The sequence below is a fragment of the Streptomyces sp. NPDC053474 genome, assembly GCF_044544845.1.
Classification (GTDB): domain Bacteria; phylum Actinomycetota; class Actinomycetes; order Streptomycetales; family Streptomycetaceae; genus Streptomyces.
Map to the genome: position 1 here is coordinate 210,265 of NZ_JBITXV010000006.1, position 23,278 is coordinate 233,542.

The following is a 23,278-nucleotide window of genomic DNA, read 5'->3' on the forward strand; positions in this document are numbered from 1 at the left end:
CAGTGGCGTGCAGCTTGGTGACAGAGCCGCCACAGCGGTGGAGCCGTCCCGTTGGCAGGGGTCAGAGGCGGTCGGCGTCAACGACCGCCTGGGCGAAGGCGGTGGGTGCTTCCTGCGGCAGGTTGTGCCCGACGTCCGCGATCGTGCGGTGCTCGTACGGCCCGGTGAAGTGATGGCGGTAGGCCGAACCGTCGCCGGACGGGGTGAAGGGGTCGAGGGCCGCGTCGAGGGTGACGGTGGGCACGTGGAGCGAGGGCTGGGCGGCGAGCAGCTTCTCGTAGCGGTCGTAGCGGGACTCGCCCTCGATGAGGCCGATGCGCCACCGGTAGTTGTACAGGACGACGGCGGCGTAGTCCGGGTTGCGGAAGGCGTGGGCCGTGCGTGCGAAAGTGGCGTCGTCGAAGCGCCAGTTGGGGGAGACGAGGGTCCACACGTAACGGCAGAGGGCGATGCGGTCGTCCACGTTCTCCATCGTCGTCTTGCCGCGTTCGGTGGCGAAGTACCACTGGTACCACCAGGTGTGCTCCACGGCCGGGGCGGCGGGCTCCCGCTGCGCCTTGACGTCGGTGATGAGGTAACCGCCCGTGGAGACGAGGGCCTTGACGCGTTCGGGCCACAGGGCGGCGATGATGTCGGCGGTGCGCGAGCCCCAGTCGAAACCGGCGAGGACCGCTCGGGGAATCTTGAGCGCGTCCATCAGGGCGACGACGTCGAGGGCGACGGCGGACTGCTCGGCGGTGCGGGGCGTGCGCCGGGAGAGGAAGCGGGTGCTGCCGTGCCCGCGAAGGTAGGGAACGATCACGCGGTAGCCCATCCCGGCGAGCAGCGGGGCCACGTCGACGAAGCTGTGGATGTCGTAGGGCCACCCGTGCAGGCACAGGACGACCGGCCCGTGAGCCGGTCCCGCCTCGGCGTAACCGACGTCGAGGACACCCGCCTTGACGTGCTTCAGCGTGGCGAACGCGGAGTGGGTGCCGGGGGCGATCACCGGCACGGCGGGCGCGGGGCCGCCGTGCGGCCGAGGCGCGGCGGACTCGGCGGGCGCCGCGGTGGCCTGGGCGCCCGGGCCGGACAGCGAGACGGCCGCGGCGCCGGTGCCCAGGGCCGCGGCCTTGCTGAAGGTGCGCCTGTTGATCATCTGAAGCCCTTCCTCATGTGTGGGTGACGGGGTGACACTTGCAGACGGCGCGTCACCGGTCAAGATGGTGACGCGTGGCCGTCGTCGAGGTGGCGCCCGGCGCGGACCTCATCGCCCTCATGGACGCCCTGGGCGTTCCCCGGGCCCTGTTCGCGGGGTAAGACTGGGGCGATCGGGCCGCCGACGTCACCGCGGCACTGTGGCCCGAGCGCTGCGAGGAGTTCGCGGAGGCGGCGGAGATTCCCCGACTACGTCGACGTCGTGATCCACAGCTACCGCCACCGCCTGGCGGCCGCACCCGGAGACCGCCGCTACGCCGCGCTGGAACCGACGCCGTCCTGGAAGCCGTCACTCTGACCTGACGGGGGGCTCGGTGCCACCCGCCACCGTGAGGTGTGTGAGGGTGAGTCCCTTGAGCTGACTGTTCGGGTGAGGTACGGGGGAGCTGTGAGCGAGGTGCTCTATGGCGAGCGTTCGTGGAATCCGCTGGCGCGGACGGTGGAACTGTCCGAGGACGGGCTCCGGCGAGGGGGCAGGACCACACCGCTGAGCGAGCTGAACCTCGGGGCGATGGCCGAGGCGTTCCTGCGGGGGGCCTGGCTCGGCGGCGGCGGGGTGGAACGGCCGCTGGAGCGCTTGGCGGAGGGGCCCGGAGTCGTCCCGGTGACCCGCGTGACCGGCACGGCCACGCCGCTGAAGGTGCGGCAGGCCTTCGCGTTCGCCTGCAAGCTGGGGGAGTTGGCCGTGGGCCGGTGCGGCGGCCCCGAGCAGGTGGCCGCCCTCGCGGCCCGGGCGCGCGCCGAGGACGTACCGCTGTGGATGGCGCGGCGGTCCGCGCCGGGGCCCCTCGGGCCGATCACCGTGGCCGTGGACCGGCGCCTGGTACGCGTGGACGTGTGGGGGCCGCAGGCTCCCGCCGCACGGATCCGGGCCCCGCACGGCTTCTTCCGCGACGCCCCCGAACCGTCCCAGGGCCTGCGGCTGGCGGTCGGCGACGTGACCGCCGAACTCACCCTGAAGAAGAAGCTGCGCAGGTCCAAGAGCTGGGTGGAGGCGCGGCTGCCCGGCCAGGCGTGGACGCTGCGGCGGGAGAACGCGACGAGTTCGTGGCTGCTGCGCGACGAGCGCCGGGTCGCCCTGCTGGCACGGCCCCCGCGCCGACCGGCCCTGGAGCCGGGCACGGTGCTGCTGCCGCTGGCTCCCGTGCGGTACGAGAGCGCCGATCCGCTGGACGCCGTCATGGCGCACGCCTTCGCCACGGCGTTCGGGCTCGGCGACACGACGGGCTCGGCACGGTTCCGGGCGGAGCGACGCCCGTCGGACGGGGGCGAACCGCTCGCCCTCGACGAGGACTGGGACCGCCCCTGGTTCAGCAACCTGGGCCGGGGCAGCGACGACAACGAGTCCGGCGGCGGCGACGGCTGGGGCTCGGACGGCGGCGACGGCGGGGACAGTGGCGGCAGTGACGGCGGAGGAGACGGCGGTGGCGGTGGCGACGGAGGCGGAGGTGACTAGCCTCCGCTTCCCTGACCGCCTCCGGCAGAGGCGCGCCGATGTCTGGCCGAAATGTGCGCGGCGCCGAGGCGCACGGCGGTGAGGCCCCGAGGGTGGTCCGGCGACGGCTTGACGGGCGTCATACAGGTACGATTCAGGCCAGCGCACGCCGTGGGGACGACGACCGGGATGACCCCTGGGGGCGACGACGGGGACGGCGACGTGCCGAGCGCCCGACGGGAAGACGGGGGCGGCCCGTCGCGCGGCATGCGCGCCTGAAGGCGTCAATGGGGTGGGGCGGAAGATGGTCACGGGGGAGACCGGGCTGCGCTTCGTGCTGCTCGGCCAGTTGCGGGCGTGGCACGGCGACAGGGAGCTGGAGCTCGGCTCCCCGCAACAGCAGGCGTTCCTCGCGGTGCTGCTGCTGCGTCAGGAGCGGGCCGCCTCGGTGGGCGACGTGGTGGAGGCCCTGTGGGGCGAAAATCCGCCACCCCGGGCCGTGGGAGCCCTGCGCACGTACGCCTCGCGACTGCGCAAACTCTTGGAGCCGGAGCGGGCCGCGGGCGAGTCTCCCCGGGTGCTTGTGTCCGTCCCTGACGGCTACGCGCTGCACGTGCCGCGCGAGGCCGTGGACCTCGCCCGGTTCGAGGACCACGTCACCGCGGCGGGCCGGGCCCGCGCTGCCGGGCAGCTCGCGGAGGCCCGCGCCCGGCTGCGCCTCGCGCTGGAGCCCTGGCGGGGCGACCCCCTGGCAGGCGTCCCCGGCGCGGCCATGGACGCGCACCGCGCCCGGCTCGCCGACCAGCGCCTGACGGCCCTCGAAGCCCGCCTGGAACTCGACCTGGAACTGGACGGCCCGCAGCCGGTTCTCGCGGAACTCGCCCACCTGGCCGCGCGCCACCCCTTCCGGGAACGGCTGCGCGCCCTCCAGATGCAGGCCCTGCACCGCGACGGCCGGTCCGCCGAAGCGCTCGCCGTCTACGACGAGACCCGTCTGCTGCTGAGCGAGGAACTCGGCCTCGAACCCGGCCACGACCTCGCCCAGGCACGCGATCTGCTCACGACACCGGAGGCCACCGGCAGCACCGGAGCACCGGAGCAGGCCGCACCGCCGCTGCCCGCCCAGCTCCCGGGCGACCTCGCCGACTTCACCGGGCGCGCCACGCTCGTGGCGGACCTGTGCGCGTTGCTGGCGTCCGACCGGCCCGGGACCGCCCCCATGGTGGCCGTCTCCGGAGCGGGCGGGGTGGGCAAGAGCGCCCTCGCCGTGCACGTCGCGCACCTGGTACGGAAGTCCTTCCCGCACGGACAGCTCTACATGGACCTTCAAGGCGTCGGCGGCCACCCGGCCGACCCGGCCGCCGTCCTTGGCTCGTTCCTGCGGGCCCTTGGCGTGGACGACGCCGCGATCCCCCACGGCCTCGCGGAACGCTCCGCGCTGTTCCGCGCCCGCCTCGACGGCCGCCGCGTCCTCATCCTCCTCGACAACGCCCACGGCCCCGAGCAGGTGCGGCCCTTCCTGCCCGTGCTGCCCCGGTGCGCCGTCCTGGTCACCAGCCGCGCCAAGCTCGCGGGGCCCGCGTCCGCGCGCCTGGTCGACCTCGACGTCATGACCCCGGACGAGGCGCTCGACCTCCTTGCCAAGGCCCTGGGCCCGGCCCGCGTCGCCGCCGAGGCGGACGACGCCGCCCGGCTGGTGTCGGCCTGCGGCCATCTGCCGCTGGCGGTACGGATCGTGGCGGCCCGCCTCGCCACACGCCCCGCGTGGCCGCTCGGCGCGCTGCACGCCCGGCTCGCCGACGAGCGGCACCGCCTGGCCGAACTGCGCGTCGCCGACCTGACCGTCGAGGCCGCCTTCGCCCTCGGCCACGCCCAGCTCCGGCCGGACCAGCGGCGTGCCTTCCGGCTGCTGGCCCTGCCCGAAGGACCGCACATCTCGTCCGCCGCCGCGGCCGCCGTCCTCGGCCTGCCGGAGCCGGAGGCCGAGGCGCTGTGCGAGTCCCTGGTCGACGTCAGCCTGCTGGAGTCGCCCACGCCCGGCCGCTACCGCTACCACGACCTGCTCCGCCTCTACGCGCGTGGACGCGCCGACGCGGAGGAGCCGCCGGAGGAACAGGCCGCCGGGCTGCGCCGCCTCCTTGACTTCCTGGTGTCCACCGTGCGGGCCTCGCACCCCGACGCCCTGCGCAGGGCCGAACGCCTGGGGGTGAGCGCGACGGTCCCCGGCCTGTCGTTCGCCACGGCCAGGGCCGCCGGTGCCTGGCTCGCCGAGGAGGCGCCGTGCCTGTTCGCGGCCGTGCGCCAAGCCGCCGAAGGCCCCGCCCGCGCCGTCGCCCCGGCGGCCGACCTGCTGCTCATGATGGAGGAGCTCCTCGAACGCGGGGGCCCCGGGCCGGAGTTCGAGCAGGCCGCCCACGCGGTGATCTCCGCGGCGCTCCGCCTGGGCGACCGGCGCAGCGCGGGACGCGCCTACCTGGCCCTCGGCCACGGCTACTACTACGCGGCCCGCCTTCCCGAACTGGTCGAGGTCTGCCGCCGAGCGGTGGCGGCGAGCCGCGCGGCCGACGACGCGCTCGTCATGGCCGACGCCATGGTGCTCCTCGCCCGCTGCTCGTACCACCTGCGCCGCTACGACGAGACCCGCGCCCTCCTCACCGAGGCGTCGGAGGTCTTCCGGGCGCACGCCGACCGGTTCGGGGAGGCGAACGTCCTCGGCGTGCGCTGCCGGGTGCGCCAGTCGGCGGGCGAGACGGACCGGGCGGTCGCGGACGCCGAGCAGGCCCTGGCGGTCCATCAGGGCCTGAGCGACGGCCACCGGGTGGGGTTCGCCCTGTACGAACTGGGCGTCGTCCTCGACGCCGCCGGGCGGACCGCCGAGGCCGCCGCGCGCCTCACCGAGGCGCTGGCCCTCTTCGGCGACCGCCGCAACCGGATGTGGGAGGGGCTCGCCCTCTTCCGCTTCGCGGAGAACCGGCTCGCCACCGGCCGTGCCGAGGAGGCCGCGCGCCTTGCCCGGACCGCGGCCACGACGCTGGAGGAGGTCCGCAACGACTGGGGCCGCGCCCACGCGCTGGCCGTGCTCGGCTCCGCCCTCGTCCGGCTCGGGGACCACGACGGCGCCCGGGCACACCGGCGCGCCGCGTACGAGATCTGCGCCCGCCTGAGCATGCCGGAGGCCGACGACCTGCTTGCCCTGCTCGGCGACGGGCCCGGGAGCCGGGACGGGTGCGCACCGGGACCGGTCTCCCTGACGGGAGAACCGGTCGGGTGCGCACCGGGGCCGGTCTCCCTGACGGGAGAACCGGTCGGGTGCGCACCGGGGCCGGTCTCCCTGACGGGAGAACCGGCACGTCTCTCCCTGACGGGACCGGCCGACTCACCTGGCGTGCCGAACCCGCCACGGCGGGACCGGCGGCACGGGTGATCCCCCTGCGGTGACCTCGCGCTCCTCGAAGCCGTGACCTCACGCCCCTCAAGCCGTGACCTCACGCCCTTCAGCTGTGACCTCACGCCCTTCCGGCTGTGACCTCACGCGCCCTGAGCCCCTCTTGTCACATGGCCCCTCACGTCACAGGCCGTCACACCACATGGCCCTCGTGCCTCCTGGTCCTGACGTCATTTGGAGACATCCCATGCCCCCCACCGCCCCGCCAGGCCGCTCCTCCGACGGCGCGTCCGGTCGAGCCGCCTACCGCTTCACCGTCCTCGGCCCCCTTCGCGTCCATGACGGTTCGGCCGAGGTGCCCGTCGGCGCGCCCCAACTGCAGGCGGTGCTCGCGGTACTGCTGCTCCGGGCGGGTACCCGCGTACCCGCCGGGGAACTCATCGCCGGGGCCTGGGGCGACGAGGCTCCGCCCGGCGTGCTGGCGTCGTTGCGCACGCACGTCTTCACCCTGCGCCGACTCCTCGAGCCCGACCGGGCACCCCGCGCCGCCGCGCGCACGCTGCGGACGACGGGCGACGGCTACACCCTGCACATCGCCCCGGAGGACGTCGACCTGACGGTCTTCGAGCTCCGTACGGCCGAGGCGCGGCGGGCCCGGGCCGCTGGCCGCCTTGAACAGGCGCGGTCCCTGTTCGTCTCCGCCCTCGACCTGTGGCAGGGCAGACCGCTCGCCGGTGTGCCCGGCCCCTTCGCCGAGGCCCAGCGCACCCGCCTAGAGGAGCTGCGCCTGACGGCGGTCGAGGCCCGCTGGGAGGCCGAGATCGCGTGCGGCGGGAGCGACCACGCGATCGGCCCGCTGCGCGCGCTGGCCGCCGAACACCCCTGGCGCGAGCGCGTCCACGAACTGCTGATGACGGCGTTGCACCACGCCGGACGGCAGGCCGACGCACTCGCCGTCCACACGCAGATCCGCCGCGCGCTCGCCGAGGAGCTGGGCATCCGCCCGGGCCCCGGCCTGGACCGCCTCCAGCAGCAGATCCTCACCGAAGGACCCGGTGAGCAGGCGGCCGCCGCGGCCGCGCCCCGGGGCCCCGTACGCTCTCACGGAGCGGCTCAACTGCCCCAGGACGTAGCCGACTTCACGGGCCGTAGCGACGAGGCCGACCGGCTGTGCGCCGCGCTGGAGAAGGACGGGATCGTCTCCCTCAGCTCCATCAGCGGCATGGGCGGCATCGGCAAGACCGCCCTGGCCGTGCACGTGGCCCGGCGGATGCGCCACCGCTTCCCGGACGGGCAGCTCTACGCGGACCTGCGGGGAACCGACCCCCGGCCCGCGGAGCCCATGGAGGTCCTCGGCCGCTTCCTGTGCGTACTCGGCGTCCGCGCGGGTCACCTCCCGATGCTGCCCGGGGAGCGAGCCGCCCTCTACCGCTCCATGCTCGCCACCCGGCAGGTGCTCGTCGTCCTTGACAACGCCCGCGACCCGGCCCAGGTCCGCGACCTGCTGCCCGGCACGCCCGGCAGCGCGGTCCTGCTCACCAGCCGCTCCCGGCTCGTCGGCCTGACCGGGGCCACCCTGGTGGACCTGCGGCCCATGGACCGGGCGGAGGCACTGGAGCTGCTGGCCCGGATCGTCGGCGAGCAGAGCGTGTCCGCCGAGCCGGAGGCCGCCGCCGAGGTGCTCGACGCCTGCGGCCATCTGCCGCTCGCCATCCGCATCGTGGCCTCCCGCCTGGTCGCCCGGCCTGACCACACGCTCGCGGAGACCGCCGCGCTCCTCGCGGACGAGCGGCGCCGCCTCGGCGCGCTGCGGGCGGAGGACACCGCCGTGGAGACGACCTTCCGGCTCGGCATGGAACTCCTCGACGCCGAACACCTCCGCGCCTTCCGGCTCCTCGCCCTGCCCGAGGTGCCCGAACTGGGCGTGCCCGCCGCCGCGGCGCTGCTCGCCCGGCCGGAGCGGGAGGCGGAGGAGCTGTGCGAGGCGCTGGTCGACCTGAGCCTCCTTGAGTCGGTCGCCCCCGGCCGCTACCGCTACCACGACCTGCTCCGGCTCTTCGCCCGCCAGACCGCGTACGCCGAAGTACCGGACCACGAGCGGACCGCCGCGCTCGCCCGCCTCCTCGAGTTCTGCCTGGCCACCGCCCTCGGCGCCCACCGGGCCTCGCTGCCCGACGACGTGTTCCCCGGGCACGCGGCCGCGCTGCGCTACGAGGGCCCGGCCTTCGGCAGCCCGCAGGAGGCCGCCGCCTGGCTGCTCGACGAGCAGACGTCGCTCCTGGGGCTCATCGAGCAGGCCGCGGGCGACGCCTCCCTGTCGCTGACCGTCTGCGCGGACCTGCTGCTCGCCGCGGACCCGCTCGGCCGCCTCGGCGCACAGCCCTACGGCATCGAACGCGCCGCCCGGACCCTGGCCGAGGCCGCGCGGGCCGCCGGTCACCGCACCGCGGAAGCGCGCGCCCTGTACATGCTCGGCAGCTCCGTGCAGCACCGCTTCGCCATGCGGCTCGGCGCCCCCACCCTCGACCGGGCCATCGAGCTGTGCCGCCAGGCCGGGGACCGGACGCTGCTCGCCCACGTCCTGATCACCCGGGGCGGAGGCGCGCTCGCCCTGCGCGACTTCACCACCGCGCACGCGTTGCTGACCGAGGCGCTGGCCCAGGGCAGGGCCGTGGCCAGCCGGGGCATCGAGGCGTACGCGCTCGGCTTCCTCGGCCTGGCCCTGCTGGCTACCGGCCGGGCCGAAGAGGGCCTGGCGCACTGCCGCGAGGCCGTCGCCATCACCTCGGCGACCGGGGACGTCGCGGGCCGCGCCAACGCGCTGCACAACCTCGCCCAGGTCTGCCTGCGCACCGGGCGCACGGCCGAGGCCTTCGACAGCCTGCACGAGAGCCTGCGCCTGTGGCGCGAGACGGGCTCCCGCTTCCGCGAAGGCCTCCTGCTCGGCGCGATCGCCCAGGCCCACAACCTCTCGGGGCGGCCCGCGGAAGCCGCCGAACACGCCGCGCGGGCCCGGGACATCGCCGAGGCGCGCGGCGACGCGGGCATTGTCGCCCGCGCCCTCGCCCAACTCGGCCACGCCCACCGGGCTCAGGGCGACACCGAACGCGCCGAGGAGAACTACCGCCGCGCGCACACCGTCTTCCGCGAACTCGGCCTGCCCGACGCGGTCGACATCGAGCGGCTCCTCGGGGAGCTGTGAGCCGCCGGGGCCGGGCCGGGGCAGGCCGAACGGCCCCGGCCCCGACGGGGCCTTGACCTCGTCGTCGAGCCCGGCGCGCGCCGGGTCCCGCGACGCCCTGACCGGCCGTCCGGAGCGGGTGCCGCCGCGCGTCGGCGTGGTCGTCTCCGGCGCGGACGCCGTGCGTCGGCGTGGTCGTCTCCGGCGCGGACGCCGGGCGTCGGTGTGGTCGTCTCCGGTGGCGGCGGGGACGCCCGGCGACGCGCCGAGCCCTGCGGCGACTGGCGGCACCCGCCGCCCGGAGGTCAGGCCCGGCGCCTGCGTCGCCACGCCACGGCGGCGCCCCACAGCCCCCCGGCGACGACGGCCGACCCGGCGCCGACCGCGACACCTCGGCCGAACCCCGCACCGTCGTCCCCGTCCCGGTCACCCTCGGACGCGGCGACCGTCACCTTCTTGCGCAGGACGATCGCCGGGTAGTCGCACGTGTAGTCCTCCTCGCCCTCGCCGACGCAGTCGGCGTCCTTGTGCCGGAGGGTGAACGTCACCGCGTACGTCCCCGGCCGTACGCCCTTCTTGACCCGGCCCGCGCCGACCCAGGCCGCACCCGTGTCCCCCATGGCCGTGCCGTCGTCCAGGGCGGGACTGGAGACCTCCACCGCCGTCGGCCGGGGGTTGCCGGGGCGCTCCTTGACCGTGAGGTCCACAAGACCGCCGGGCGCGACCGGGCCGCCGACCGAGGCGTAGCCCCGCCCGGGGAACGGGAGCCGCTCGGCGTGGGCCGGGCCCGACACCCCGATGACCAGGGCGAACGCGGCGGACGCGGCCAGCGTGGCGGCTGCCGCTCGCCTGGGCGGCCCGGTGAAGTTGCTCATAGAGGCTTTGCCTTCCCTTGGTGCGCGGTCGCCATACGATCTTGGCCGACCTTGACGCAGTCACGCCATACCGGGTGATGGGCGTCTCTTTCCTGTGGGGGGAACAACCATGCACGTGCGCAGAGCGCTGGGTGCCGCGGCGGGAGCCGTGGCTCTGATCCTGCTGCCGGGGCTCCCGGCGCAGGCGGACCCCGGCGACCCGTCGCCCACGGCACGGACCACCGACGCGGCGTCGGTGACCGAGCCCACGCCGGAGGGTAGGCCTCCGGCGCCGACCCGCGTGCCGCAGCGCAAGGGGGCGGTCCTGAAGGGCGCGCCGAAGCGCACGAGCCCGGCCCCGACGACCACGCCGAAGGCCCCGGCGACCACGCCGAAGACCCCGACCGCGCCCCTGACCCCCGTACCGGCGGGCGGTGACAACGATGCCCGCGCGTTCACCCCGGCCGACGCCGACGACTACTGGACGCCCGCCCGCATGCGCGCCGCCGAGCCGGTCGAGGAGGACACGACGCGCAAGCCCGGGTCCACGGCCCAGCGGCGCATGGTGCGCTCGACCAGCAAGCCCTTCGAGGGCTTGCCGGTCGTCGGCACCTTCTTCTGGAACGACGGCACCAACACCGGCCGCTTCTGCGGCGGCACGGTCATCAAGAGCCCCGGCAAGAACATCGTGATGAGCGCCGGGCACTGCTTCGACGACCAGGACGCGCGCAAGAACCTGACGTTCGTCCCGCAGTACGACGACGGCAAGAAGCCGCACGGCGCCTTCACCGTCAAGCCCGGCCGCATCTACGTCGACAAGCGGTACCTGGCCAAGGGCCCGGACGCCGCGGCCGACCTGGACTTCAACTTCCTGGTGCTCGAGCCGCGCGGCGGCAAGAACGTCGAGGACGTCGTCGGCGGCGCCGAGCTGATGATCAACGCCGGGTACGACCACAACCCGGTCCGCCTCATCGGCTACCCCGCGAACCAGAAGCGCCCGCTCGACTGCACGGACAAGACGGTCCGCTACAACAGCACCGACCCGAAGATCCCGGGCAGCTTCCTGCGCATCGCCTGCGACAAGTACTCCGGCGGTGCCTCGGGCGGCCCCTTCCTGATCAAGCGCGGCACCGGCTTCGGCATCATCGGCGTCATCGGCGGCTGGAAGACCGGCGGCGACGTGGACGACATCTCGTACAGCTCCTACCTGGACGGTGACGCCAAGGCGCTGTACGACGACGCGGTGAACAACAAGCCCCCGGCGGGCCGCGGCGTCCTCGGCAAGGCCGAGACCTGGCAGCACGCCGAGGCCATGGCAGGTGGCTACTTCACCGACGGCAACCCCGGCACGTGGGACTACTCCGACCTGATCGTGCGCTGGTCCGACGGCGAGGTCACGCTGTACCGCGGCGCCGGTGAGGACAATGACAATTTCGACAAGGAGATCCGCCTCACCGGCCCCAACGGCACCTGGAAGCACGCCGTCACCATGGCCGCGGGCGACTTCTCCGGGGCCGATACGGACGACCTGATCGTGCGCTGGTCCGACGGCGAGCTGACGCTGTACCCGGACGTCGACGCGGCGGGCTTCCACGGCGAGGTGCAGCTCCAGAAGCCCAACGACCTGTGGAAGCACGCCACCTCCCTCACCGGCGGCCGCTACACCACCGACAACAAGTGGACCGACGACCTCGTGGTCCGCTGGAGCGACGGTGAGGTCACCCTCTACACCAACCTCAACAACGACGGCTTCCGCGGCGAGAAGAAGCTCGCCGCGCCCAACGGCACGTGGACGCACGCCTCGACGATCACCTCGGGCGACTTCACCGGCAACGACCAGCACGACCTCATGGTGCGCTGGACGGACGGCGAGCTGACGCTCTACAAGGACGTCGACCAGAACGGCTTCCACGGCGAGGCCCAGGTCAAGAAGCCCAACCGGCTCTGGACGCACGCCACGGTCCTGGGCGCGGGCGACTACACCGAGAACAAGCACCCGGACGACTTCCTGGTGCGCTGGTCCGACGGCGAGGTCTCGATGTACCCGGACGCCGACGAGGGCGGTCTGAACCTGGAGATCACGCTGGTGTACCCACCCGCGTAAACGGCCACAGGCCACAGGCCACAGGCCACCGGGCGGCGCCAGCTGTGTCCCTGCCGCCCGGACCGGCGCATGCTCCGCGGGGCGGAATACTCTGGTCTCATGAGTGAGCGAGGGATGCAGGAACTGGCACTGCTGCTGTTGACCGCGCTGGCGAACGCGCCCCGGCACGGTTACGCCATCGCCCAGGAGGTCAAGGCCATCACCGACGGCCGGGTGGTGCCGCGCACCGGGGCGCTCTACGGGGCCCTGGACAGGCTGCTGAACGAGGGACTGATCGAGGTGGCGCGCGAAGAGGTGGTGGGCGGCCGGGCCCGGCGCACGTTCGCCCTCACGGACAGCGGCAGGGAGAGGCTCGCGGCCGAGGCGGAACGGCTGGCCGCGACCGCCCAGGAGGTCAAGCGGCGGCTGGCGGCCGGTGGCGGGGCGGTGCCCGCGTGATCGACCGCGTGCTCCGCCTGTATCCGGCCGACTACCGTTCCGCGTACGGGGAGGAGATCGTCGATGTCCACCGGGAGATGACCGCGGACATGCCGCGCGCGGCCCGGATGCGCGCGGATGCCGATCTGGCCGCCCACGCCCTGCGGGTACGCCTCCGGCTCGACTCGGCGTCGCGCGGCGGGCGCTTCCTCGCCTTGGTCGCCCCGTTCGCCCTGGCGGCCGCCGCGGTGGACAACGGCCTTGTCCTCACCCGCTGGTACGCCGGGCTCGTCATCTCTCCCGCCCCGGCGTGGCTGCAGCTCTCGCACACGGATCCTGCTGACGTACTGCACCTGCTGTTCTCGCTGGCGGTGTGTGTGGGCGCGATCGTCGCCCTGGCCGGACGGTGGGCGCTCGGGGTGGCGGCGGCCGTGTGCGGCCTGCTGGGCACGGCGGCGCAGGGGATTGTCGACGCGCCACTGGTCCAAGGAGGGTGGATGACGTCCGCGACGGCCCTGTTGACGGTTGCCGGGGTGCTCGCCTGCCCTGTGGACCGGCGGCCCGGCAAGGGTCTTTCGGCGGCGGCCGCGGCGGTGGCGGGCGTGGGATGGTTCCCGGTCGTCGTCGCGGACACCGGGGCTTTCGGCGTGACCACGGATTACGGCGTCTGGCCGGTGCTGGTCCTGGCCGTCGCGGGAGCCGCTCTCGCGCTGCGGCGGCAGGCCTCGGGCACACGGGAGATCGGTGCGGTGGCCGTGGCGTCGGCGCCGTTGGCCGTCGCCGCCCTCATCGGGGCCGGGCCCGACCTCTGGCTTCTGGTCGGCATGCTCCTCGTGCTGCCGCTCGCAGCCGCGCTCGGCACATGCGCGGTAGCGGTACGCCGCAGGCGCTGACCGCCCCTTGCTCCTCGGCCGCCCTCTCGTCGACTGACGGGAGGGCGGTTCGATGTGTACCGGCTGCTGGCCCGCGTGTACTGGCCGCTGGCCCGCGCCCATGCCCACAGCGCGGACCCCCGGCGAGCTCCCGCCGACGAGCCGCGTGGGGGCACCTTTGCCATAGTCCGTTCAAGTGAATACTCTTTCTGGCGTACTACTGCCGACGGGCCGTCTGGCCGTGACGGCCGCGCGCCCTCGCTCCGCGACAGCCCCAGCGCCACGCGGACGGGACTGCGTCCCTCCCGCAGAGCAAAGAGAGCTCACCTTGCCGTTCACCTTGTCCCACCCCGCCGCCGTCCTTCCCCTGCTGCGCCACCCGTTCGTCCCGTCAGCCCTGCTCGCGGGCGCAATGGCCCCCGACGCCCCCTACCTCCTGGGCGCCCTCGGTCTGACCGCGACCCGCTCCACGGACTGGCACGAGCCCCTCCTCAACGCCACGACCACGCACTCGCCCGGCTGGGGCCTGGGCGTCGACCTGTTCTTCACGCTCTGCCTGCTTGCCGCCTACGCGCTGCTGCGCCGACCGATCACCGCCCTGCTCCCCGCCGACCGCGCCCTGCCCGACCCCGGACTGGCGGATGGCGTGCGGGGCAGGCCGCGCCACGCACTGTGGCTCCTGCTGTCGGCGCTCATCGGCATCGCCTCGCACCAGGTGTGGGACTCCTTCACCCACGCCGACGGGTACTGGGTCACGCATGTGGCACTGCTGCGCGAGCCCGCCCTGGGAGGCCTGTCGCTCGCCCGGCTGCTTCAGTACGCGAGTACCGTCGTCGGCCTGGTGGCCGTCGGCGCGTACCTCTGGCGCCACCGCAGCCGGGCGCGCGCCTCGCGGGCGGACACCACCGCCCGCCTGCGTCCCGCCCTGCGCTGGAGCGTGGTCGCCGCGCTGACGACAGCCGCCGCGCTGGGCGGCGCCGCACAGGCCCGCGACGACTTCGAGACCCACCGCTACGAGACCGTGTACGACTACAGCCGCCCGATCACGCGCGACCTCGGCGACGGCGCGACCGAGACCTCCTATCCCAGCAGGACGGTCGAGACCCCGTGGGGCACGCTCGCCGAGGAGGTCCTGACACCCGCGGCCAAGACAGCGGGCGCCTCCTTCGCCGTCGCCCTGCTGCTGTACGGCGCCGCCTGGCACACCCGGCGACGTGCGACCCCGGCCCACAGCCCCAGGTCGGAGGGGCGGTCAGGCGTCCCGCGATGCTGATGAAGGCCAAGAGGGTGGACCTCAGCGAGATCCGACTGGACCTCGGTCAGTCAATGCCTTCGACGATGCGGAAGTCGCGCTCGACGCCGTCGGACAGGGCGACCAGCGCCTCCTGGTAGGCCGCACTCTCGTACGCCGCAACGGCCTGCTCGAAGCTGTCGAACTCGACCAGGACGGTGCGCTCGGCGATTCCGGCGTCACGCGCCACGACCCGGCCGCCGACCACGAGGGTCCGACCGCCCCCGGCCTGAACGGCCGGAGGAGCCAGCTTGTTGTAGGCGGCCAGCTTCTCAGGGTCTGAAATGGTGCGGTAGACGCTGACCCAGTAGCCCTTGGGCATGGAACCTCCAGTGTGGGGATGAGTGCATCTGTCTTACGGGTTGGTCTCGGCCGAGCGTCGGCAGGCGGACAGCTCCCTTCAGCGGGCTGAGTCCGCGCCAGTTCGGCAAGGTGGTGACCTTGGTGCGACATCAGGGAGCTCATCGTAGATGGAACCCTGGTACCCACCCGCGACCACAAGGCGGCTGAACAGCCGAGGAGTTACCGGTACTCCACCTCTTGATGCCCCACCGGCGCCGCGCAGACGAAGAACTTCCCGACTGGAAGCAGGCGCACAACAAGCCCCACAAGCAGGTGCGCGCCGCCGCGCCCCCGCCCGTGCGCAGCCGCGTACCCACATCAAACGATTCGGCCCGACGTCGACCGGTTGACTGTGGCATGAATTGGCCTCTGCGCTGACCGGGCGGAGAAGAAGGCGCCTGACCGGCAAAAGACCAGCTCAGACGCCTTCTCTCAGGCTCTCAGGACTCTAGAAGAAGCCGAGCTTCTTCGGCGAGTACGACACCAGGAGGTTCTTGGTCTGCTGGTAGTGCTCCAGCATCATCTTGTGCGTCTCGCGGCCGATGCCGGACTGCTTGTAACCGCCGAAGGCGGCGTGCGCCGGGTAGGCGTGGTAGCAGTTCGTCCAGACGCGCCCCGCCTGGATCGAACGTCCAGCGCGGTACGCGGTGTTGATGTCCCGCGTCCACACGCCCGCGCCGAGGCCGTACAGGGTGTCGTTGGCGATCTTGATGGCGTCGTCGAAGTCGTTGAACGACGCGACCGAGACGACCGGGCCGAAGATCTCCTCCTGGAAGATCCGCATCCGGTTGTCGCCCTCGAAGATCGTCGGCTGTACGTACCAGCCGCCCGCCAACTCGCCGTCGTACTCGATGCGCTGGCCACCGGTGAGGATCTTCGCGCCCTCCTGCTGGCCGATGTCCAGATAGGAGAGGATCTTCTCCAGCTGGTCGTTGGAGGCCTGGGCGCCGATCATCGTGTCCGTGTCCAGCGGGTGGCCCGGCTTGATCAGCTCGGTGCGGGCGACCGCCGCCTCCAGGAACTCGCTGTAGTTCCCGCGCTGGACGAGCGCCCGCGAGGGACAGGTGCAGACCTCGCCCTGGTTGAGCGCGAACATCGTGAAGCCTTCGAGGGCCTTGTCGCGGAAGTCGTCGTCGGCCGCCCAGACGTCGTCGAAGAAGATGTTCGGGCTCTTCCCGCCGAGCTCCAGCGTGACCGGCTTGATGTTCTCCGAGGCGTACTGCATGATCAACCGCCCCGTCGTGGTCTCGCCGGTGAACGCGACCTTCGCCACCCGCGGGCTGGACGCCAGCGGCTTGCCCGCCTCGACGCCGAAGCCGTTGACCACGTTCACCACACCCGGCGGCAGCAGGTCGCTCACCAGGCTCAGCCACACATGGATCGACGCCGGGGTCTGCTCGGCGGGCTTGAGCACCACGGCGTTGCCTGCCGCGAGCGCGGGCGCCAGCTTCCACGTCGCCATGAGGATCGGGAAGTTCCACGGAATGATCTGCGCCACCACACCGAGCGGCTCGTGGAAGTGGTACGCCACCGTGTCGTCGTCGACCTCGCTGAGCGTCCCCTCCTGCGCGCGGATCACCCCCGCGAAGTACCGGAAGTGGTCGATGGCGAGCGGAATGTCCGCCGCCAGCGTCTCCCGCACCGGCTTGCCGTTCTCCCAGCTCTCCGCCACCGCCAACTGCTCGAGGTTGGCCTCCATGCGGTCCGCGATCTGCCGCAGGACGGCCGCGCGCTCACCGGGGGAGGTACGCCCCCACGCGGGCGCGGCGGCGTGCGCCGCGTCCAGTGCCCGCTCCACGTCCTCGGCCGTCCCTCGGGCGATCTCCGTGAACGGCTGCCCGTTGACCGGGCTCGGGTTCTCGAAGTACTGCCCCCGCGCCGGCGACACGTACTCGCCCCCGATGAAGTGGTCGTACCTGGCCTGATAGGACACGACCGCGCCCTCGGTACCGGGCGCCGCGTAACGGGCCATGTGACTGCCTCCCCGGACACGCTGCCCGCCGTTGGGCAGCTCTCGGCGGGAGCGTACGGAGGGCGAGGTTGCAAGTACGTTGCGTGCCGCCCGTAGTGCCCGGGCTCCGGTGGTGGGCGTACGCCGTGCCGTGGACCTACGGTCGCCGCGTGGGGTCGAAGCCGTCCGCCGTGAGCTCCTGGTCGAGCGACCGCACGCGGGCCAGCACCGGCGGCGTCGGGCGCACCGCGGCCAGGGCCCGCCACACCTCCACGTCGTCCTCGCCCCACGGCGCGTGCGCCCAGTCCGACAGCAGGTCCGGATCGCCGCGGACGATCAGCGCCGCCCGCATCTGGTCCGCGAGCCGCCGCCGCAACCGCACCACCGCGGGCGCCTGGGCCCCCGGCAACAGCGGCCCCGCATAGACGGAGAACGCCGCCGTCACCGCCCCGCACCCCAGCCGCCGCTCCACCACGTCCGCATCCGACGTGACCGGCACCGCGAGGCGGTACGGCCGCGACCGCAGCACCTCAGGGCCCAGCACCTGCCGCAGCCGCGTCAGCTCCGCCCGCAACGTCACCGGCGTCACCGCCTCGTCCTCGTACAGCGCGCACAGCAGTTCGTCCCCGGTGAGGCCCTCGGGGTGCCTGGCCAGCACCACCATGATCTCGCTGTGCCGTCGGCTCAGGCGCCGCTTGCGTCCGCCCACGAGAACCAAGGCCTCGTCCCGGCCGAGCGCCGTCAGCTCCAAGGTGTCCGCGGGGTCCACCTCGGGTGCGAGCAAGGCCAGTTGGGACTCCGCGGCCCGCGCCACCGCCTGGACGAACGCCAGGCTGTGCGGATGGGCGAGGCCGTCCCCGCCGGTCACGTCGACGGCCCCGAGCAGCCGCCCGGTGCGCGGGTCGTGCACCGGTGCGGCCGCACACGTCCACGACTGGACCTCCCGGACGAAGTGCTCCGTGGCGAACACCTGCACCGGCCGGTCGACGGCCACAGCCGTCCCCGGTGCGTTGGTCCCCATCGCCGACTCCGCCCAACGCGCGCCCGGCACGAAGTTCATCCGCCCCGCCTGCGCCCGGGTCGTGGTGTGTCCCTCGACCCACAACAGCCTGCCGTGCGCGTCGCACACCGCGAGCAGATGCTCGCCGTCCTTGGCGAAGCCGCCCATCAACTCCCGGAACAGCGGCATCACCCGTGACAGCGGATGCTCCGCCCGATAGGCGCCCAGGTCCCCGGCCGTCAGCTCCACCGACGCCCCGGTGCCCGCGGGACTGACCTGGGCCCGTGCCGAACGACGCCACGAGTCGGCCACCGCGGAGCGCACCGGGCGGGCGACGGTCCCCGCCGCGGTGAACCGCTCATGGGCCCGACGTATCGTGCGAACCCGCTCGGCGGGGTCGGCGCCGGGCTCGAGGGCCACCCATGGATCGGTCAAGTCGGCCTCCCGGACGGTGGTGACGGCGATGACAGCGGCGCGGTGCTGCCATCGTCACCCCGGGATCAGAAGCCGACAAGCGCCCGCGCGCCCCCGGCGGCCGGTCTTTCGCGGCAGTCAGTGGCCGTCAGCGGTCGTCTGTGGCCGTCAGACGGAGTTGACCATGCGGATGTAGCGCGACCAGTCCCAGTAGCGTCCGGGATCCGTGTGGTCGGTGCCGGGGACCTCGACGTGGCCGATGATGTGCTGGCGGTCCTTGGGGATGGCGTACTTGTCGCAGATCGCCGCTGTGAGGAGGGCGGACTGCTCGTACATCGCGTCGGTGAAGTACTCCGGTTGATCCACCCATCCCTCGTGCTCGATGCCGATGCTGCGCGTGTTGTAGGTCCAGTTGCCCGCGTGCCAGGCGACGTTGCGCTCGCTGACGCACTGTGCGATGTGTCCGTCCGCCGAGCGGACCACGTAGTGCGCGGACACCTTCTTCGCCGGGTTCTTGAAGATGGCCAGCGTGTCGGCGTACGTCTCCTGGGTGACGTGTACGACGACGTAGGTGATGGGGTAGCTGCTGGGGCGGTTGGAAGCGGTGTAGTTCGAGGAGCTGGCCGGTGCCCACTCGACGGGCGGGTAGGCGGCCGCGCGTCGTGTCTCCGCCACGGCGTGGGGGGACGTCAGCAGGGCCGAAGGCACGGCGGCGAGTGCCGCGCCCTGGAGGATGCGGCGCCTGCTGGGCAGGAGTCTTGCCCGGCGTGGCGCCGGTGGTCGAGTGCTGTCGCCCGGCGCGTCCGGCGTCTCGTGCGCAGCTCGTTCACTTGCTTGATCCATGGCTGTTCTGCCTCTCGGTGGGGGGAGTGGCTGGACTGCGCGGTGGGCGCGTCTCAGGGTGCGTGGAAGGCCGGATCCTGCAGGCAGAGCTTCATATCTCGTGGCGCGCGGCATGGTCGCGACGGTGCGGCAGCTCCTTGCGGAGCCTCGCCACGCGCGTGTGGTTCGTGTGGGGATCGTTCGCCACGGTCGTTTGCACAGTGTGAGCGGCGGGCTGAAGCACGTCCAGATTGCTGAAGTCGAAATCTTGTGCGGGTTGTTGGGGGAGGTCGAGCTCGGTGAGCGAGGCGGGTTTGGCGCCCGGAGTGAAGGGTGTGTGCGGAGCGACCGCGATGTACGGATCGGGCGAGGTGTCGGGAGTTGTGGCGGCGAGGCGCGGTGCACCGCTGAGCGTCCAGGTGTCACCGTTCAGCCGGGGACGGGTGCCGAGCAGAGGCAGAGGGGTCATGGGGTGGTGCTCCGCTCTGGGCCGTGTGGCTGTAGGTCGTGCGTACGGTCGGTCGATGGCCTGCGGTAGGTCCTGTTCATGCGGTAGATCCGGTTCATGCCGTGGAACTGGGCGTGCGGTGGATCCGGTTCGTGCGGTGGATCCGGTTCGTGAGGCGGACCCGCACGCGCCGTCGCGGGCACGAGGGTGACACTTCCAGCCAGACCTCGGTGGAGCTGACGCGCCGCTCCCGGCTTGATTTCCCCTGACGTGTGAAACCCCGACGCGTGCAACCGCGAGGTGTGAATCCTCGACGTGCGCATCCTCGGCACGCGAATTCCTGGCATGCGAATCCCCCGATCATCGTGGCTTTGCCCCGCCGTCCGCGGAGCGCTCGGCTCACGTGAATCACCGTACGTGCGTTGGCGATTGAGGTGGAAGTGCCCGCAGCGCATCTGTGTACGGCACGGTGGCTGTGGAAAACTTGACCACTCGTGTGGGGGACAGGGAGACCGGAGGATCGCCCCAAGCCTCGGCGGAGCATGCCGGAAGGGCAGGGATAGGTTGCGTCGGGACATTCCGTACCGAGGCGTGCCGAAACGGCCCGGCAGCGGACGCTCGGAGGGCCTGGAGTCAGCCGGGCCTCGCCCGGCCGGATCTGATGGGGCTACGCCACCCCCGCCGGATCGTCGAGCACCGCCCGCACCACAGAGTGCGCCGCCCCCAGCAGCGGCCCCTCCGAGCCGAGGCCAGAGACGGCGACGGCACAACCAGGGCCTGTGATGCGCTGCCCCAACTCGTCTTCCAGACAGGGCAGCAGCCACGGGGCGAGACGGGGCAAGGCGCCGCCGAGCACGATCGTCTGGGGGTCGAGGAGATTGACAGCCCCGGTGAGCGCGATCCCCAGCGCGGTTCCGGCGTCGCGCAGCGCCCCGAGAACCTCTTCTTCGCCAGCGGTGGCGCGTTCGACGAGCAGGCTGACCCTGTCCGGCCCCGGCGGCAGCCCCGCGGCGCGCAGCATTGCTTCCTCGCCCGCGTACTGCTCCAGGCACCCGCGTCCGCCGCACGCGCACGTCGTCCCGTCGGGGCGAACGGGCACGTGCCCCAGCTCGCCCGCGAAGCCCCGGCTGCCGCGCAGCAGCATTCCGTCGACCACGAGCGCCGCGCCGATGCCGATCTCAGCGGAGACGTGCAGAAAGTCGTCCGGCACGCCGTCGCCGAGCCACAGTTCCGCCAGGGCGCCGTAGTTGGCTTCGTTGTCGACGGTCAAGGGCAGCTCCGACGCCAGGAGCGTACCGATGTCGGTGTGGTGCCAGTCGAGGTTGGGGGCATGCACGACGGTGTGGCTGTCGCGGGCGACCAGGCCGGGCACCGCGACGGCCAGACCTGCCGGACGCAGCCCCGCCCGCTCGGCGTTCTGCGTGACCTCGCGGATCAGGGAGGCGAGGTCCGCGAGCACGGGCTCGGGCGCGCGCCCTCGGTTGCCGACCCGTCGCTGCGTACGCGCGCGTACGTCGCCGCGCAGGTCGACCGCGCACACGGCGAGATGGTCGACGCCCACCTCCGCTCCGATGCCGACGGGCCCTCGCGCGCTGACGGCGAGCGCGGAACCGGGGCGGCCCACCCTGCCGGGGCGCTCGGGGCCCAACTCTTCCAGAAGCTCCGAGCGGACCAGTTCGTCCACGAGCGTGGACACGGCTGCCCGCGTCAGGCCGATCCGGGAGGCCACGGAAGCACGCGACAGCGGTCCGTGCGCGGCGACCGTGTGCATCACGCGCGCGAGGTTGCGGCGACGCATGCCCTGCTGGGTGTCGGGCAGCCGGGCGCCGGACGCTCCAGGGCGCGTCGTGTGGGGCGATGTGCTCATGCTGTGGCGTCCCCGTCCAGCAGGGGAGCCGCGTCGCGGAGTGCGTCCGCGATCCTGGAGAGCGCTGCCTCGTCCCGGTCCACGGCGTCGAACACCTGCCCGCGCGCGGTGTTCCAGCGGCGTGCGACCGCCGCCGGATCCTCGCCCGTCAGCAGGCCAGCCGCCTGCGCGGCGGCGCCGAGTGCGACGAGTTCACGTGCCTCGGGAATCTGGACGGGGCGGCCGGACAGGCGCCGTACGGTCTGTTGCCACGCCGTGCCGCGTGCTCCGCCGCCGATGAGGAGCAGTGGCCGCGAACGGTCCGCGTCCGCGTCGAGGACGGCGTCCAGGGCGCCCAGGAGCGCGTGGACCGCCCCGTCGTAGGCCGCCTGCAGGATCTGGCCCGGTGTCGTGTCGTGGCGCAGCCCGTGCAGCAGGCCCGAGGCGTGCGGCAGGTTCGGGGTGCGCTCGCCGTCGAGGTACGGAAGCAGGGTGACGGACCCGCCGGACTCCACAGCGTCGCGTCCCAGGCTCAGGAGGGCGGCCACGCGGTCGACGGCCAGGGTGCAGTTGAGCGTGCAGGCGAGCGGCAGCCAGGCGCCGCGCGCGTCGGCGAACCCGGCGACCGTGCCCGTCGGATCCGTACTGCGGTGCTCGGAGGCCGCGTACACCGTGCCGGACGTGCCGAGGCTGAGCACGGGGGTGCCGGGGCGCAGGCCGAGTCCCAGGGCGGCCGCCGCGTTGTCGCCGGTGCCGGGCGCGACCAGTGTGCCTTGGGAGAAGGGCAGTTCAGCACCGCCGCGTACGGTGCCGACGACCTCTCCGGGGAGTGCCACGCGGGGCAGCGTCGCGGGGTCGAGGCCCACGAGACCAAGGATGTCCTCGTCGTACGACTCGGTGGCGGACGCCCACCAGCCCGTGCCGGAGACGTCGCCCCGGTCCGTGGTGCCGGAGCCGGTGAGGCGCTGCGTGAGGTAGTCGTGGGGGAGCCGTACGGCGGCGGTCGCGCGGGCCGACGTCGGCTCGTGCTCGGCGAGCCAGGCCCACTTGGTGACGGTGAAGGACGGCCCGGGCACGCTGCCGACGCGGTCGGCCCATGCCTTGGCGCCGCCCAGTTCCTCCACGAGCCGCCGGGCCTGCGGCGCGGACCGCACGTCGTTCCAGAGCAGCGCGGGGCGCACTGGCCTGCCACGCTCGTCGAGCGTGACGAGGCCGTGCTGCTGTCCGGCGACCGACACGGCGGCGGCCTCGCGCGCGTAGGTACCGCACTGGCGCAGCGCGTCACCCAGGGCGCTGAACCACTGCTCCGGATCGCTCTCCCTCCGCGAGCCCGAGGTGACCGTGTGCGGTGCCTGACCGCTGGCGACGACCTGCCCCGTGGCCGCGTCGACGACCAGGACCTTGGTGGATTGTGTGGAACTGTCCACACCGACGACAAGGGGGCCCTCGGCTGCTGGCGCTGACGACATCGGCTTCTCCGTTTCCGCTGCTCTGCGCTCCTCGGGAGTGCCGGGCTCTCACCCAGCACACGGTCCGTCCCGCCGGGATGTGCCCACCCCTGGGAGGTGCTTCTGCCCCGGGCGTGCCGCGCAGAGGTACCCGCCCCGGGCGTACCCGCTCAGAAATACCCGATGCGGGCCTCGGCCTTCTCAGCGGCGCGTGAGGATACTAATATGTCAATCGCCATTACGAATAGCCCCGGAGCCGTCGAGGAGCCGC

At 73.2% G+C, this 23,278-nt stretch carries 16 protein-coding genes and 1 pseudogene; 8 read left to right on the forward strand and 9 right to left on the reverse strand.

Features of this window, described 5'->3' with window-relative positions; translation table 11 throughout:
- Positions 1–61: 61 nt before the first annotated feature.
- Positions 62–1,138 carry an alpha/beta fold hydrolase gene (locus tag ACIG3E_RS16325; protein WP_399616186.1) on the reverse strand — a complete coding sequence of 359 codons (1,077 nt, stop codon included), beginning with the start codon at positions 1,136–1,138 and terminating at the stop codon, positions 62–64.
- Positions 1,139–1,585: 447 nt separating this feature from the next.
- Between ACIG3E_RS16325 and ACIG3E_RS16330 the strand changes: the two genes are divergently transcribed.
- From ACIG3E_RS16330 to ACIG3E_RS16340, 3 genes are all read left to right on the forward strand, one after another.
- Entirely contained in the window at positions 1,586–2,653 is a 1,068-nt protein-coding gene (locus ACIG3E_RS16330) for a hypothetical protein (protein ID WP_399616188.1), read from the forward strand.
- 283 nt (positions 2,654–2,936) lie between these two features.
- The gene (locus tag ACIG3E_RS16335; protein WP_399616189.1) at positions 2,937–6,056 is read left to right on the forward strand and encodes an AfsR/SARP family transcriptional regulator; all 3,120 of its coding nucleotides are present in this window, start codon (positions 2,937–2,939) and stop codon (positions 6,054–6,056) included.
- A gap of 208 nt (positions 6,057–6,264) precedes the next feature.
- Entirely contained in the window at positions 6,265–9,219 is a 2,955-nt protein-coding gene (locus tag ACIG3E_RS16340; protein ID WP_399616191.1) for a BTAD domain-containing putative transcriptional regulator, read from the forward strand.
- A 284-nt stretch (positions 9,220–9,503) separates the two neighbouring features.
- Here the strand turns inward: ACIG3E_RS16340 and ACIG3E_RS16345 are convergent, their stop codons facing one another.
- Positions 9,504–10,073 carry a hypothetical protein gene (locus tag ACIG3E_RS16345; RefSeq protein WP_399616193.1) on the reverse strand — a complete coding sequence of 190 codons (570 nt, stop codon included), beginning with the start codon at positions 10,071–10,073 and terminating at the stop codon, positions 9,504–9,506.
- Positions 10,074–10,182: 109 nt separating this feature from the next.
- Between ACIG3E_RS16345 and ACIG3E_RS16350 the strand changes: the two genes are divergently transcribed.
- The 4 genes from ACIG3E_RS16350 (at position 10,183) to ACIG3E_RS16365 (ending at position 14,718) form a co-directional block, all read left to right on the forward strand.
- Positions 10,183–12,156 (forward strand): trypsin-like serine peptidase, encoded by a 1,974-nt coding sequence (locus ACIG3E_RS16350; protein ID WP_399616196.1) that lies wholly within the window; start codon positions 10,183–10,185, stop codon positions 12,154–12,156.
- A 99-nt stretch (positions 12,157–12,255) separates the two neighbouring features.
- Positions 12,256–12,594, forward strand: coding sequence for a PadR family transcriptional regulator (locus tag ACIG3E_RS16355; RefSeq protein WP_399616198.1), 339 nt, complete (start codon positions 12,256–12,258; stop codon positions 12,592–12,594).
- Positions 12,591–13,466: a hypothetical protein gene (locus ACIG3E_RS16360; RefSeq protein ID WP_399616200.1), complete on the forward strand. Its 876-nt coding sequence runs from the start codon at positions 12,591–12,593 to the stop codon at positions 13,464–13,466. Before ACIG3E_RS16355 ends, ACIG3E_RS16360 begins: the two co-directional genes overlap by 4 nt.
- A 307-nt stretch (positions 13,467–13,773) precedes the next feature.
- On the forward strand, positions 13,774–14,718 hold the full coding sequence (locus ACIG3E_RS16365) for a DUF4184 family protein (RefSeq protein ID WP_399616202.1): 945 nt from the start codon (positions 13,774–13,776) through the stop codon (positions 14,716–14,718).
- Between the two features lie 46 nt (positions 14,719–14,764).
- On the opposite strand, the gene ACIG3E_RS16370 is transcribed toward ACIG3E_RS16365, so the two are convergent.
- Positions 14,765–15,058, reverse strand: coding sequence for a DUF1330 domain-containing protein (locus ACIG3E_RS16370; RefSeq protein WP_399616204.1), 294 nt, complete (start codon positions 15,056–15,058; stop codon positions 14,765–14,767).
- Positions 15,059–15,196: 138 nt separating this feature from the next.
- Here ACIG3E_RS16370 and ACIG3E_RS16375 point away from each other — a divergent pair.
- A pseudogene (locus ACIG3E_RS16375) lies at positions 15,197–15,360 on the forward strand (IS5/IS1182 family transposase); the annotation flags it as partial.
- Positions 15,361–15,526: 166 nt separating this feature from the next.
- On the opposite strand, the gene ACIG3E_RS16380 reads toward ACIG3E_RS16375, so the two are convergent.
- From ACIG3E_RS16380 to xylB, 6 genes are all read right to left on the reverse strand, one after another.
- The gene (locus tag ACIG3E_RS16380) at positions 15,527–17,050 is read right to left on the reverse strand and encodes an aldehyde dehydrogenase family protein (RefSeq protein WP_399616206.1); all 1,524 of its coding nucleotides are present in this window, start codon (positions 17,048–17,050) and stop codon (positions 15,527–15,529) included.
- A 136-nt stretch (positions 17,051–17,186) separates the two neighbouring features.
- Positions 17,187–18,464, reverse strand: coding sequence for a GAF domain-containing protein (locus ACIG3E_RS16385; protein WP_399616208.1), 1,278 nt, complete (start codon positions 18,462–18,464; stop codon positions 17,187–17,189).
- A gap of 147 nt (positions 18,465–18,611) precedes the next feature.
- Entirely contained in the window at positions 18,612–19,196 is a 585-nt protein-coding gene (locus ACIG3E_RS16390; RefSeq protein ID WP_399616771.1) for an N-acetylmuramoyl-L-alanine amidase, read from the reverse strand.
- Positions 19,197–19,377: 181 nt separating this feature from the next.
- Positions 19,378–19,734, reverse strand: a complete 357-nt coding sequence (locus ACIG3E_RS16395; protein WP_399616210.1) for a hypothetical protein — start codon at positions 19,732–19,734, stop codon at positions 19,378–19,380.
- 646 nt (positions 19,735–20,380) lie between these two features.
- The gene (locus ACIG3E_RS16400) at positions 20,381–21,580 is read right to left on the reverse strand and encodes an ROK family protein (protein ID WP_399616212.1); all 1,200 of its coding nucleotides are present in this window, start codon (positions 21,578–21,580) and stop codon (positions 20,381–20,383) included.
- The gene (gene xylB / locus ACIG3E_RS16405; RefSeq protein WP_399616214.1) at positions 21,577–23,028 is read right to left on the reverse strand and encodes a xylulokinase; all 1,452 of its coding nucleotides are present in this window, start codon (positions 23,026–23,028) and stop codon (positions 21,577–21,579) included. The genes ACIG3E_RS16400 and xylB overlap by 4 nt, the downstream gene beginning before the upstream one ends.
- Positions 23,029–23,278: the final 250 nt, after the last annotated feature.